13 protein-coding genes are annotated in these 14,094 nt (G+C 40.6%); 8 read left to right on the top strand and 5 right to left on the bottom strand.

The annotated features are described in order from the left end of the window. Positions 1 to 36: 36 nt before the first annotated feature. Both ACWPKD_RS05100 and ACWPKD_RS05095 read right to left on the bottom strand, forming a co-directional pair. Positions 37 to 366: a MerR family transcriptional regulator gene (locus ACWPKD_RS05100; RefSeq protein WP_237789372.1), complete on the bottom strand. Its 330-nt coding sequence runs from the start codon at positions 364 to 366 to the stop codon at positions 37 to 39. Positions 367 to 441: 75 nt separating this feature from the next. Next, positions 442 to 1,419 (bottom strand): M23 family metallopeptidase, encoded by a 978-nt coding sequence (locus ACWPKD_RS05095; RefSeq protein WP_455411599.1) that lies wholly within the window; start codon positions 1,417 to 1,419, stop codon positions 442 to 444. Between the two features lie 316 nt (positions 1,420 to 1,735). On the opposite strand from ACWPKD_RS05095, the gene alaS reads away from it, so the two are divergent. The 8 genes from alaS to ACWPKD_RS05055 all read left to right on the top strand — a co-directional run bounded on the left by alaS (position 1,736) and on the right by ACWPKD_RS05055 (position 11,234). Continuing rightward, positions 1,736 to 4,372, top strand: coding sequence for an alanine--tRNA ligase (gene alaS / locus ACWPKD_RS05090; RefSeq protein WP_455411598.1), 2,637 nt, complete (start codon positions 1,736 to 1,738; stop codon positions 4,370 to 4,372). A 137-nt stretch (positions 4,373 to 4,509) separates the two neighbouring features. Next, complete coding sequence (locus tag ACWPKD_RS05085; RefSeq protein ID WP_455411597.1) at positions 4,510 to 5,286, top strand: hypothetical protein; 777 nt, start codon at positions 4,510 to 4,512, stop codon at positions 5,284 to 5,286. 242 nt (positions 5,287 to 5,528) lie between these two features. Then, entirely contained in the window at positions 5,529 to 6,326 is a 798-nt protein-coding gene (locus ACWPKD_RS05080) for a hypothetical protein (protein WP_455411596.1), read from the top strand. A 77-nt stretch (positions 6,327 to 6,403) separates the two neighbouring features. Beyond that, positions 6,404 to 7,360 carry a GSCFA domain-containing protein gene (locus ACWPKD_RS05075; RefSeq protein ID WP_455411595.1) on the top strand — a complete coding sequence of 319 codons (957 nt, stop codon included), beginning with the start codon at positions 6,404 to 6,406 and terminating at the stop codon, positions 7,358 to 7,360. 360 nt (positions 7,361 to 7,720) lie between these two features. Next, a complete protein-coding gene (locus ACWPKD_RS05070) occupies positions 7,721 to 7,945 on the top strand; it encodes a hypothetical protein (protein ID WP_455411594.1) in 225 nt (74 codons plus the stop codon). 12 nt (positions 7,946 to 7,957) lie between these two features. Next, positions 7,958 to 9,841: a tetratricopeptide repeat-containing sensor histidine kinase gene (locus ACWPKD_RS05065; protein WP_455411593.1), complete on the top strand. Its 1,884-nt coding sequence runs from the start codon at positions 7,958 to 7,960 to the stop codon at positions 9,839 to 9,841. Between the two features lie 10 nt (positions 9,842 to 9,851). Continuing rightward, on the top strand, positions 9,852 to 10,508 hold the full coding sequence (locus tag ACWPKD_RS05060; RefSeq protein WP_455411592.1) for a response regulator: 657 nt from the start codon (positions 9,852 to 9,854) through the stop codon (positions 10,506 to 10,508). 78 nt (positions 10,509 to 10,586) lie between these two features. Then, a complete protein-coding gene (locus ACWPKD_RS05055; protein ID WP_455411956.1) occupies positions 10,587 to 11,234 on the top strand; it encodes a DUF4230 domain-containing protein in 648 nt (215 codons plus the stop codon). A gap of 25 nt (positions 11,235 to 11,259) precedes the next feature. Here ACWPKD_RS05055 and ACWPKD_RS05050 read toward each other — a convergent pair whose 3' ends face one another. The 3 genes from ACWPKD_RS05050 to ACWPKD_RS05040 are packed head-to-tail and all read right to left on the bottom strand — an operon-like array spanning position 11,260 to position 13,998. After that, complete coding sequence (locus ACWPKD_RS05050; protein WP_455411591.1) at positions 11,260 to 11,877, bottom strand: class I SAM-dependent methyltransferase; 618 nt, start codon at positions 11,875 to 11,877, stop codon at positions 11,260 to 11,262. Then, positions 11,877 to 12,185 (bottom strand): rhodanese-like domain-containing protein, encoded by a 309-nt coding sequence (locus ACWPKD_RS05045; protein ID WP_455411590.1) that lies wholly within the window; start codon positions 12,183 to 12,185, stop codon positions 11,877 to 11,879. Before ACWPKD_RS05045 ends, ACWPKD_RS05050 begins: the two co-directional genes overlap by 1 nt. Positions 12,186 to 12,240: 55 nt before the next feature. Then, on the bottom strand, positions 12,241 to 13,998 hold the full coding sequence (locus ACWPKD_RS05040) for an aromatic amino acid hydroxylase (protein WP_455411589.1): 1,758 nt from the start codon (positions 13,996 to 13,998) through the stop codon (positions 12,241 to 12,243). Between the last annotated feature and the right edge of the window lie 96 nt (positions 13,999 to 14,094).

Raw genomic sequence — 14,094 nt, 5'->3', positions numbered from 1 at the left:
GTTTTTGTATTAGTCTATCGTTTTGTGAATTGTTACTTACAATTCGTTTTTCATGTTGGTCAGCTGTACTTTGATCGCTTCCAGTTTTCGGATGATTTCGAATTTGTCCAGCGTTTTTTTCTGGCCTTCTTTCAGGTGCACTTTTGCGCCGTCAAGTGTGAAGCCCCGTTCTTTGACCAGATGATAAATCAGTTGTAGGTTTTTTACATCTTCCGGCGTGAACATACGATTCCCTTTGGCATTCTTTTTTGGTTTCAGAATGTCGAATTCCTTGTCCCAAAAACGGATCAGGGAAGCGTTAACGTCAAAAGCTTTGGCCAGTTCGCCAATACTGTAATATCTTTTTTCTGGTAAGTCTAAATGCATTCTTTAGTTATAGGTTATGAGTTAAGAGTTATAAGTGAAAATACAATATCTTTCCTCTTGTCTCTTGTTTCTTTTTTAATCCAACGACTGATTCTCCTGATTCGCAATCTGTGAAATCAACACATATTCTTTGGCGGAAATCGAACCGTAATAAAAATTCAATGGGTTGACTACTTTGCCGTTCTGATACACTTCATAATGCAAGTGCGGTGCTTCACTGCGTCCCGTACTCCCCACATAGCCGATAATATCACCGCGTTTCACCCGTTGGCCCGGTCGTGTTTTGTATTTGCTCAAATGTGCATACAAGGTTTTGTAGCCATAACCGTGACGGATTTCAATATGATTACCATACCCGGAAAGCGATGCGTCGGCTTTTTCCACTACACCATCACCGGTTGCGTAAATCGGAGTTCCGGTTCTTGCCGTAAAATCCATGCCTTTGTGGAACTTTCGCACTTTGGTGAACGGGTCGCTTCTGTAGCCGAAACCGGAAGCCATCTGTCGTAATTCTTCATTCTTAACCGGTTGGATCGCCGGAATTGCCGCCAGTAATTTTTCTTTTCCTTTGGCCAGTTTCACGATTTCATCCAATGATTTCGACTGGAACGCCATCTGGTTGGAAACCACATCCAGTCGTTTGGAGGTATTGATGACCAAATCCGAATTGTTGAAACCTTCTAACTGTTTGTAACGGTTGGCCTTTGTTTCTTCTCCTTTTCGTTTTTCGGTACCCACCGGCGAACTGTTGAAATACGCCCGGTACACATTGTTGTCACGGTCTTCCAGATCGCCCATTGTTTCGTTTAACGCTTCGATACGCTTGTTCAGAATCGCATAATTGATTTTCATATTGTCAATTTCGCGTGCCATCATCCGGTCTTTTGGCGTTTCAAAATAAGAGGTGTTCAGAAGCACCACAAAACACAAAAAGCCAAACAGTGCTGAAGCCACCAGGAACAGTGCAAAATAGCCGAATTTGCGCCCTTTCTTCGGTTTGATTTTCCGATAGGCTAATTTTTCGGGGTCGTAAATATATTTTACCTTCGACATGTTCTAAAATATACTATTTTTGCAGCTTGTAAAATGGTGCTTGCGAACCAGTTGTAGGGGTTATACGAACAAATTTAAAAAATGTTTCAAATTAATTGCTTTTTGAAGCGAAACATTTGGCTTATTTGGAAACCTTAATCCTGCCTTCGCTGCTAGTCCCGATTTTAATCGGGAGCTAAACGCTCTGTCAGGGCTAGGGTAGCAGCCGTTTTATTTTTTGTAATGTATAAATAAATTTGTGGATTCGTGGATTTGTTTATTTGTGAATTTTCCGAATAACCAAATTACCAAATCACCACATAAACGAATAAAAAAAATGAAATCACAAGACATTCGTAAGGCTTACCTTGATTTTTTTGAAAGCAAAGGGCATTTAATCGTTCCTTCTGCGCCGATCGTTTTAAAAGACGATCCGACTTTGATGTTTAACAATTCCGGAATGGCTCAGTTTAAAGAGTTTTTTCTGGGGAACGGAACACCAAAATCACCAAGAATCGCCGACACGCAAAAATGTCTTCGTGTATCCGGAAAGCATAACGATTTGGAGGATGTAGGTTTTGATACCTACCACCACACCATGTTCGAAATGTTGGGGAACTGGTCCTTTGGTGATTACTTCAAAAAAGAAGCATTGGCTTGGGCTTGGGAATTCCTGACTGAAGTTTTAAAGTTAGAAAAAGACCGCTTATACGTTTCCGTGTTTGAAGGAAATCCGGCGGAAAATGTACCGTTCGATCAGGAAGCTTTCGATATCTGGAAGCAATATGTGTCTGAGGACCGAATTATTCTTGGTAACAAAAAGGACAACTTCTGGGAAATGGGTGATCAGGGACCGTGTGGGCCTTGTTCGGAAATCCACATCGATTTAAGAACCGATGCCGAAAGAGCAGCTGTTTCCGGTCGTGATTTAGTAAACGCGGATCATCCGCAGGTAGTGGAAATCTGGAACAACGTATTCATGGAATTCAACCGTAAAGCGGATGGTTCTCTGGAAAAACTTCCGGCACAACACGTAGATACCGGAATGGGCTTCGAACGTTTGTGCATGGCGATGCAAGGTGTAACGTCCAATTACGACACCGATGTGTTCACACCGCTTATTGAGAAAATTGAGCAAATCACTGGAAAAAAATATACCAACAACGAAATAAAAAATATCAGCGAAGAGCAAAACAAAACCAATATTGCGATTCGTGTAATTGTAGACCACGTTCGCGCAGTGGCGTTTGCTATTGCAGATGGGCAGTTGCCTTCTAACGGAGGAGCCGGTTATGTGATTCGCCGTATTTTACGTCGTGCGATCCGTTACGGGTTTACGTTTTTGGATACAAAAGAGCCATTTATCTATCAATTAGTTGAGGTATTGGCGAATCAGATGGGGGCTTTCTTCCCGGAGATTGTAGCGCAGAAAAATTTGGTTTCGAACGTAATCAAAGAAGAAGAAGCATCTTTCTTAAGGACTTTGGATCAGGGATTACAATTGTTAGAGAATGTAGTTGTGGAAACCAAAGGCGCAGAGGTTTCAGGAGAAAAAGCATTCGAATTGTACGATACTTTCGGATTTCCTAAAGACTTAACGGCTTTGATTCTGAAAGAAAAAGGCATGTCGTTCAACGAAAGCGAGTTTGAGAAATCGATGGCGGAGCAAAAAGCACGTTCAAGAGCGGCTTCGGAAGTTTCAACCGAGGATTGGAATGTTCTGGTTCCCGGAAATGTTGAAACTTTCGTAGGGTATGACCAAACGGAAAACGAAGTAAAAATCACCCGTTTTAGAAAAGTTGATTCTAAAAAAGACGGTAAACTATACCAAATCGTTTTAGACAATACACCGTTCTATCCGGAAGGAGGAGGACAGGTGGGTGATAAAGGAACTTTGGTTTCTGCAAACGAGACTATCGAAATCATCGACACTAAAAAAGAAAACAACTTAATTCTGCATTTTGCGAAAAGCTTACCGGAAAACGTAAACGGAAGTTTTCAGGCAAAAGTAAATACGGATTTAAGAAACCATACGGCAAGTAATCACTCGGCGACCCACTTGTTGCACCAAGCCCTTCGTTCGGTTTTAGGAACCCATGTGGAACAAAAAGGATCGTTGGTAGCACCAAATTATTTACGTTTCGACTTTTCACACTTCGCAAAAGTAACCGATGAGGAATTGAAACAAGTTGAGGATTTCGTTAACGCAAGAATCCAAGAACAGTTGCCGCTTATTGAAAGAAGAAGCATTCCGTTTGCTCAGGCGATTGAAGAAGGCGCGATGGCATTGTTCGGAGAGAAATACGGTGATAATGTTCGTGCGATCAAATTTGGGGAAAGCATGGAGCTTTGCGGAGGAATCCATGTGAAAAACACTGGCGAAATCTGGCATTTCAAAATTACTAGTGAAGGAGCGGTTGCGGCAGGAATCCGTCGTATTGAAGCAATTACCAATGATGCGGTGAAACAGTTCTTCGCGGCTCAGGAATCAGCTTTAAAAGAAATTAAAGAGACGTTGAAAAATCCTCAGGATGTGATCAAGTCCGTGGTTTCTTTACAGGACGAAAACGCAAAACTGAAAAAACAGATTGAACAGTTGTTAAAAGAAAAAGCAAAAAACCTTAAAGGGGAATTGGCTTCTCAACTGCAAAACATAAATGGAGTAGACTTCTTAGCGATTCAGGTGGATTTGGATGCTAACGGGGCAAAAGATTTAGCCTACGAGTTAGGACAGAATAAAGACAACCTGTTCCTGCTTTTAGCAACAGCAACCGATGATAAACCAATGTTGACTTCCTACATTTCAAAAGAGTTGGTGGAAAGCAAAGGTTTGAATGCAGGGCAAGTGGTTCGCGAGCTAGGAAAGTACATCCAAGGCGGCGGGGGCGGGCAACCGTTTTTCGCAACAGCGGGAGGTAAGCATGTAGCCGGAATAAAAGAAGCTTTGGAAAAAGCGGTTGATTTTGTGAAATAAAAGTTTAAAACATAAGTTATTTGAAGCCCAAATCAGTAATAGGTTTGGGCTTTTTTTTAACAAAAAATAATGATTTTTATTTTTTTAAAACGAAAGAAAAGTGCTTTTTTTGTAAAAAAAATTTTAAAAAAAACCAAATGAGAAAACTTATTTATGCCTTCAGTGCTTTGGCACTTTTGTTTGCTTCGTGTTCCAGCGACAGTGACAGTTCTTCTAACGATGATTCAAGTAATGATTTGTTGACTAGAGTAGTTGAAACTTATGGAGATGGTTCTGAAGAAACCATTGCTTTTACGTATAACGGTAACAAAATTGTTAAATATACTTTAAGTATTGACGGTACAATTACTGAGGAAACTACTTTTACTTATACAGGCGATTTAATTACCCAAGAGAAGTATTACATAGACGGTAATTTGGACGAAACCATTACCTATGAATATGATGCTAATTCGAGATTAATTGGTTCAAATAGAAACGGTGAATTTATTCATGAAGAGGATGTTTTTACTTATAACACTAATGGAACTGTGTCGTTTGTAACAACTTCCGGTACCGAAACAATTGCAACTGGAACGATATACCTTAATGGGGATCAGCCTTATAAAAAAGAGATAACAAGAGATCCTGGAACAATGTTTGAGTACTCTGTTGTTGAGGTTACCACTTTTGATAATAAAAATAATCCTTTTAAAAACGTTACAGGTTTTGCAAAGACTGAAATTGCTTTACCTAATTATACTGAAGGCTATTTTGGGACGGTAAATAATATTACAGGGTATAGTGAAGATGGTGTAACGAAACAAACGTTTACAAATACTTACAATAGCGGAAATTATCCGACCAGTCAGACTTGTGATGATTTAGATAATCCGGATAATGATTTCACTGCCCAATATTTTTATGGGAATTAATAATTAATAGCTGCAAGAAAAGTAAATGAACCCAAAATCATCCGGTTTTGGATTAAAACCTTTCTGTGTTTAAATGCAGAAAGGTTTTTTGTTTTTCGGATGGATTATCAACAGGAAGTATCGCTATGACTGATATATTGGTAGTATATCGAAAGCCTTCTTTGTTTTTTGGTTTATTTGTTATATTTAACTGAAATTCAACATGTTGGGCATTTTTGATTGCTGAGTAAAGTTTGTGGCATATGAAAATAGGGGTTACTTTATTAGGAGTGACAGCGTCGTTCCTTCTGCTTTTTTGTTCTTGTACTTCTGAAAATGAAAACGATCCGGAGCAGTCATCCGTATTGCTGAAACAACTGCAGTATACAGTCATGGCAGATCATGCAGCCTATGATTTTTATTATAAAGGACAAAAAATAGACAGCATTGTCTATCAGTTTGAATTACCTTTTAAAGCGTATGATAAATATGTTTATTCCGGGGATTTTATTACTGAAATCCGGACGTATGACCATGGAGGCCACATCATCGAAAAAACCATTTTTTTCTATAATACTATCGGGCAGCTGACGGAAGAAGTAACATTGTATTTAGACCGCAACACTGCAACCAAAAATGTGTTTACCTATACCGGAAATGCAAGTGTGGAAGTGCGGAATTTTCATGGTGATTTGAATACCCAGACCAACTACCGCCATACCGAAGTGTTCCATCTGGAAAACGGTGAGATTTCGCTGATAGAGTACAATGTGGGAACGCCGTCTTTGTATACCCGGCAATTCGAGTACGATCAGGGTAACAATCCGCTGCGGAATGTAATCGGGCTGGACAAAATTAAATGGTGCGAATACATGAGCGACGGGTTGTACGGCCTGACCAGAAACATACAAACAACGACGACACATTTCTTCTCGGAAGAAATACAAGATTCTCCTTTAGTGTTTGAAATTGTTTATAATGATGAAAATTATCCCGTATCAGCAGTCAGCACGGTTGATTCACCGGGTGGTTTCAATTACCAGTACCGGTATTATGAGTAGTTGAGGCTTTAAAATAATTTGCGCTTCGATATTTCGTTTCGGGAATTAGTTTTTACATTTGAAATAAATCTTGAAACATGAACTTCCGAACCGTCATTCCCATACCAAAAACGGAGCTGCCTATCGATTACGATTCCAAAATCCTGTCATTGGGCTCTTGTTTTGCGGAAAATATGGGGGAGAAGTTTAATTACTATAAATTTCAGAACAGTGTTAATCCGTTCGGGATTATTTTCAATCCGGTTTCCCTTGAGAAAGTGATTCGCAGAGCGATAAACCAGGACTTTTTTAAAGAATCCGATATCTTTTTTCATAATGAACGCTGGAACTGCTTCGAAGTGCATTCCGAACGGAGCCATTCCGACAAAGCCATTTTTCTGCACGAACTCAACCAAATTGTTGAAAGTACTAACCGCTGGATACACGAAGCGAGTCACGTCATCATTACCTTGGGAACCGCTTGGGTATATAAAAACCTAACCGATGCTGAAATCGTAGCGAATTGTCATAAAGTGCCTCAAAAGCAATTTACCAAAGAATTGCTTTCCGTTGAGGTGATTGAAGAAAGCCTGCAAAACATACTATCGATGATCACTTCGGTAAACCAACAGGCGGCCTTTATTTTTACAGTGTCGCCCGTACGCCATATCAAAGACGGTTTTACGGAAAACCAACTGAGCAAATCCCATCTGATAACCGCTTTGCACAAAACACTGCAAAGGGAATCCGGCAGCCAAAACATGGTTTATTTTCCGTCTTATGAAATCATGATGGACGAATTACGCGATTATCGTTTTTATGCCGAAGACATGCTGCATCCCAACACAATAGCTGTAGACTATATCTGGGGACGTTTTCGGGAAACGATGATAGCTGAGGTGAGTTCGCCTGTTATGCACGAAGTGGAAGCCATTCAAAAAGGAATGCAGCACCGTCCCTTCAATCCTGATTCTCTGGAATTCCGTAAGTTTCAGGACAATCTTAAAGAGCGGATAACCAGAATTCAGGCACAAAATCCAACCATCCTTTTTTAAAAAATAGGGCAATTGTCGTATTGTTTGCCATTCTCTTTTTAGGCAATTTTACCTCGAAACTATTTGGGGTCAGCAATGTATGGGAAGGTAAAAAATACGATTAGGAAAGAACGACGACTGCTAATGGCGATAGTGTTTATCGCACTATTAATCCTGTTTTGTTTGCTGTTGAATGTTTATATACTTACTATAAACTAATGTTGATTGGTTTTTTAGTTATCCTCTTCGAGTGGTTTCGGAGAGGATTTTTTACTCTGAAGCACATGCGGTTCAGGCGTGTGTTCGGAATTTATTCTTGATAAGGTTATGATGATAGTGCTTGCAATACTTTTTGCGGTTGATTTTTTTATTATTTTTAGAATGCTTAAAAGTAATAAAGAGATGAACGATGTGCATCGTTTTAAGATGAAATCGTTAGCTGCCTCGTTTAAAGCCATGCAGCAGGAAAACAGGAAACTGGAAAACAAAAACCGGCTGGTGTCGGATTTTGAATCCCAATACCAAAGTGGCATGAAGAGAATCGGGAAGGAAATTGTCGATTTGCAGCATCTTTTTTTACAGCGCATCACTAAGAAAAACAACTAACGGTAAACGTATATGCTGAAAAAAAGAATGGCACTGCTTTGTTTTCTGATCACCACAGGTGTTTCGGCCCAGAACTTGAAAAAGATTTTAATTAAGGCATATACTTCTACAGATTCATCGGATTATTATTTCAAAGAAGCGAAAAAATTTATCAAAACCGAGGCAGACGAAGGCGAGTTCTACTTCTGCAAAAATGCCCGCCATGTGGATTTCGGGAACCCCGACAGCGCCGTTTTCTACGGGAAGAAAGCTATCGAAAAATTGAGTAAAACCAACAGCAGTGCTTCCTTGTACACGGTGTATAACAACATCAATAAAGTTTATAAAAAGCAAGGACAATACGATAAAGGACTGCATTATCTTTTTGAAGGGCTGAAACTCGCCGAAAAGGAAAGTGCCTCGAAATGGGTTCGGTTTTTCTATACGCAATTGTCCCTGAATTACCACGATTTCGAACATTACAACCGAGGTGTTTATTATGGCAAGAAAGCGGTCGATCAGTTTCTGAAAGAAGCCAAGCCTGATCCTTCATCGCTTTATTTGGCCTTAAATGCCCTGGCTATCAATTATGACGATTGGAACAAACCCAACGAAGCGCTGTATTACCACAAGATGGTTTTGAAGTATGTTAAAGGCAAAGATACCTTAGGTTTGGCTAGTACGTATAACAACATCGGGAACACCCTGCTCAAACAGAAAAAATTTAAGGAAGCGGAAAGCTGGATAAAACGAGCCATAGTAGTAACCGATCTGACCAAAGAAGGCAATGAGGCGTATTACGATTACGAACATGCTACGCATTATACTAATTTGGGGACGATTGCCAGCGAATTGGGGGATTATGAAAAGGCGGAAAAAATGTTTGCCAAAGCACATTATTATGCTAGGAAAAGCCAAAATGCCGAAAAGCTGCGGGATTATTATTATCAGAGTTTTCAGTTCAATAAAAAACGGAAAAACCTTCAGAAAACTGTTGAAGATCAGGATTTGTACATAAAGCTTCGTGATTCTGTTTACAAAGAAGAACGTGCCAAAACTGTAGCCGAGGCCGAAGCCAAATACCAGAACGAGAAAAAGGAGAAACAACTGCTGTTGGCTAAAAATAAACTGATTACGGAACAGATCGAAAACAAGGAGAAAACCAATTGGCTGATCATTATTTCGCTGCTTACTGTATCGGCAGTAATTGCAGGAGGCTTTTTCATTCGTCAGCAAAAGATGAAAAACAGGCAACAGGAGCAGGAGTTCGAATTGAAAAATGCGATTTCTGTCGTGGAAACCCAAAACAAATTGCAGGAGCAACGTCTGGGTATTTCCCGCGATTTGCACGACAATATCGGGGCGCAGCTTACATTTATCATTTCCTCGATCGATAACCTGAAATACGGCTTTACAATCGAAGATGAAAAACTTAAAGAGAAGTTATCCGGCATCAATATGTTTACCCGGAACACTATAGCCGAACTCCGCGATACGATTTGGGCGATGAACAAAGACGAAATCACGTTTCTGGATCTGAAAGCGCGCATAGCCAATTTTATCGACAGCGCTAAAACAGCTTTTCATAATGTTCAGTTTAATTTTGAAATCGACAATGCGGTGGCCGATGATGTTACCTTCACGTCTTTGGAAGGTATCAACATTTATCGGGTAATTCAGGAAAGTCTTAACAACAGTATGAAGTATGCACAGGCTTCCGTCATTGAAGTGAAAATTCAAAAAGAAGAAGCAAAAATCAGCGTAACGATAACCGATAACGGAAAAGGATTCAATACCAATGAAACCGCTTTGGGAAACGGGCTGAACAATATGGCCAAACGCATGGCCGAAGTGGGTGGTCAAATCCGGATTACTTCAGAAATTAACCGCGGGACTACCGTAAAAGTAGTGCTTTAAAATAGAAACGATGAGCCAGAAAATAAGAATCGCGTTAGCAGACGACAATACATTTTTACTGAAAACCGTCATGGAGAAACTGTCCTTTTTTGACGTTTTTGAAGTGCGGTTCCATGCCTTAAACGGAGAAGCGTTTTTGGAGAAACTTGCTAAACAAACTGCGGTAGATGTTATACTGATGGACATCGAAATGCCACTGATGAACGGCATTGAAACCACTGTTTTGGTAAAAAAAAGATATCCGCACATCAAAGTGATCATGCTGACAGTTTTTGATAATGATGAAAACATCTTCAAAGCCATTAAAGCCGGAGCAGACGGTTATCTGTTAAAAGAAATCGATGCCAAAGACCTGCACGACGGTATCCTTGAGACCTTGAACGGCGGAGCTGCGATGACGCCTTCCATTGCTTTAAAAACGCTAAGGTTGTTGCGCAATCCGATTGAAATTACCGATATGCGGGAACAGGAAAATATCCGTTTGTCAGAAAGGGAAATCGATGTGCTGGAGCAGCTCAGCAAAGGATTGAGTTATACCGTAATCGCCGATAATTTAATTCTCTCGCCCAGCACGGTTCGCAAACACATCGAGAATATCTACAAAAAATTGCAGGTACATTCCAAAATCGAAGCAATTCAAAAGGCGAAAGACAACAATTGGATTTAAGTTTTTGCTATCTTCGTAAGTAAATCCGTAAGTATGGCCACACGAAGAGATTCCTCCACCGAAACCGCAATCAAGAACATGCTGATTCCCCTGGTTCAGGCAATCGGGCGTTCCGGTAAATTGCTGTACCTGATTATTTTTCTGGTAATCGGGGTGGTTGCCTATAAATATTTTACCGCTGAAAAGAGCACCACTACTACGGAATACAACTCCAGTCTGATCCAGGAGAAAATTAAAAATGTCGGGAAACTGGTGGTTACCGAAGGCCATTTTGCTCAGGTGATGACTTATAAAGACCAGCAAAAATACCTGATGGATTTACTTTCCTTCGAGAAAAAAGCCTTGATCATTATTAATGCCGATGTGACCGTGGCATACGATCTGCGTCAGGTAAAATACGATATCGATGAAAAAAATAAAACCATCACCATTGTCAGCATTCCGAAAGAAGAAATAAAAATCAGCCCGGATATTCAGTTTTATGATGTGGAGCAAAGCCGCATGAATCCTTTTACCGGAGACGATTACAACAAAATCAACAAGAAAGTGAAGGCGGATCTGGCAGCCAAAATCGAAAAATCATCCCTGAAATCAAATGCTCAAAACCGTTTAGTGAGCGAATTGGCAAAAATCCTGATCCTGACCACGGAAATGGGTTGGAAACTAGAATACAAGAATCAGGTAATTGAAAGTGAAAAACAAATGGGCGAGACCCTTAAATTATAAAAAGAAACCCCAAGGAATTGGGGTTTTATTTTTTTTCAAAACTGCAGAAGATAAAATTCTGAACGGTGTCAAAAGGGGTGTTGTGGTTTTCAAAAAAGCATTCCAAAGGTGTAAAATCCTCTTTGAACGTTTCTTTCATAAGGTTCTCCGAATACTGTCGGATTTCAATGCCGCTGCATTTTTTAGGCCCCGATTCCGAAAACGTTCCGATGAGTGTCTTTCCTTTAGGTTGTAAGGCACTTACCGCAATTTTTCTGTAGGCTTCAATATCGGCTGCTTCTGTTAGAAAGTGAAATACTGCCCGGTCATGCCAAACAGCATATTGCTTTTCAGGGGTAAAATTGGTGATGTCACTTACAATCCAAGTTACCGATTCGGCTTTTTTTCCTAATCGTGCTTTGGCTTTTTCAATTGCTTTTTCGGAAATATCCAATACGGTAATATTCGTGTAGCCTAACTCCAGTAAATGGTCAGCCAGAAAACTGTCGCCTCCGCCTACATCAATAATCGCGTCATCCTTTTGAGCATATTTCTGAACAAATTCTAAAGAAGTTCTGGGAATAGGCTGGTACCAGCTCACTTCATTAAGGGCTTTGGTGTCATAAATGGTTTCCCAATGCTTTTTTCTGTTGAAGTTTTCCATTATAATTTTTGTTGAAGGGTTTCCCAGCCACCGCCATTAATTACGTCAACGCCTTTTTGCTTTAAAATACTGGCCGCCTGACCACTTCGCATACCCGAACGACAACAAACAATAACCGGTTGCTGAAGTTCTTTTATTTCGGAGGTACGCCCCGGTATAGCATCCAAAGGAATGTTTTTGGCTCCTTGAATATGGCCGGCTGCGAATTCGTTACCGGATCTTACGTCTATGATTACGGCGCCTTTTGCAACATACTCGGCAATAGTGTTGGATTTGTTGCTCAGCCCTAATAGTTCCAATAATCTCATGATTTAATTTTTCAACAAAGATACTGCCTCATAAGACGACAGTTTGTAACTTATGTTACGCTGTTGTCTTGTCAAAGATCAAATCCAGTCCGTTTGAGATTAAATGCGCTACTTCAGGACGGGAGATTTTTACGTTTTCAAGATGGTTTAAAACTTTTTCGGTTAAATCTGTATTGTCATCTTTTTGGGATAATTCCACAATTTCAACGCTTAGTAACCAGTCGTTATGATGGTTGGCCGAAACAGCAGCAAAAGCTTCCTTAAGAGTGATTTCGGCGTGTTTACCTTCGCGGATGTTACGCACGTTTTTGTATAAGTTTTCCAGTTCCTCGCGCTCCGGGGATTTTTTCTGTTTAATGGTTTTGGAAGACGGCACATGGCTGATCATGTCAAAGCTGTGCACATCCGCAGGGCCTGAAAAAGCAGAAGTTACTTTTTTACCTACAGCCATATCATAGGTTCCCCATTCTGGTTGGAAAAGAAGGGTGTCTTTATGTTTTACGGTACAGTTTTTAAAGCTGATGATGATGATTTCCCCACGCAGGTTACGAGATCCGGTTACTATTTCCCCGGATACGGTAATGTCGCCTTCGAATTCCAAGGTGATGGTTTCGCCTTCGTAGATGTCGTAAGCTTTTAAATCACGCGGGCTCATGTCTTCAATAGCCAGATTGATGCCTTTCAGTTTCCCGATTGGAGAACCGAAACCTTCTGCATGGTAATTTGTGCCATGTCCCACCAATTCTTTTTCACGGTAAGACAAAGCGGTTTTTCCGGTAGTCTGAACATAAACCGGTTTTCCTTCGTGTTCGATTACATTGGCGAAAACCCCTGAAATCTGTACACCGGTGCTTAATTCGATAGTTGCCAGAGCTTTGGATTTGATCACTTTTTGAATACCGCTTAAACCTCCGGTACGCAAAGCCATTTTATTGGCAAATTCTTCCAGAACTTCATTCAGGTACGCAAAATTTGGCGTCACGAACAATTGCGGTTGTGGTTTGGTGATGTCAAAACTCTGATTGGCAGCACTTATATCGTAAGGTAGTTTTTTTACGTTGTCGGTCATGCACCACGCACTTTCCCCGATAGAGGATAATAACCCGGCACCATAGATTTTCGGCTGATCAACGGTTCCGATTAAGCCGTATTCCACGGTCCACCAGTGCAGGTTTCGGATTTGGGCCATTTCCGATAATTCCCCCATGTCGTTTTGCAGTTCGTCGACGCGTTTTTCAGCGGCTTCAATTTCATCTTTTGGTGTACCTTCTGCTTCTTTTAAGATGGAAAGCAAACGGATGGCTTCGTACATTTCGTAATCTCGTGCCGATGAAATGGCTTTACAACCGATTTCTCCGAAACGACGCAAATATTCAGCATATTCCGGATTGGCAATAATAGGGGCGTGTCCGGCACCTTCGTGGATAATGTCCGGAGCGGGTGTGTATTCGATGTGTTCCAACTGACGGATGTCTGAAGCGATAACCAATACATTATACGCTTGAAATTCCATAAAGGCATTAGGCGGAATAAAGCCGTCCACCGCTACGGCAGCCCAACCGATTTCCTGCAGAATACGGTTCATACCATACATGTTGGGGATGCTTTCGATGTCGATTCCGGTCTGACGTAATCCGTCTAAATACGAGTCATGGGCAACTTTTCCGAGATAATCCACATTTTTACGCATTACATAACGCCAAACAGCCTGATTGATAGGAGTGTACTCGTTGTAATCCTGCGGTTTGATAAATTGTTTTAAATGCTTGGGTAATCTTTCGATTAGTGGGTTGGTCTCGAACGTTGTATTCATGGTTGTGGTGTGTTGATGTATTTCGGGGTAAAGTTATGAAATGTTTCAGGACCTTACAATGATTTTAGCATAGTCGCAACACTGTAATGCACTATC

The organism is Flavobacterium pedocola (assembly GCF_053764385.1).
Note: the sequence above shows the minus strand (reverse complement) of the source record. Positions and strands in the feature narration are given on the sequence as shown.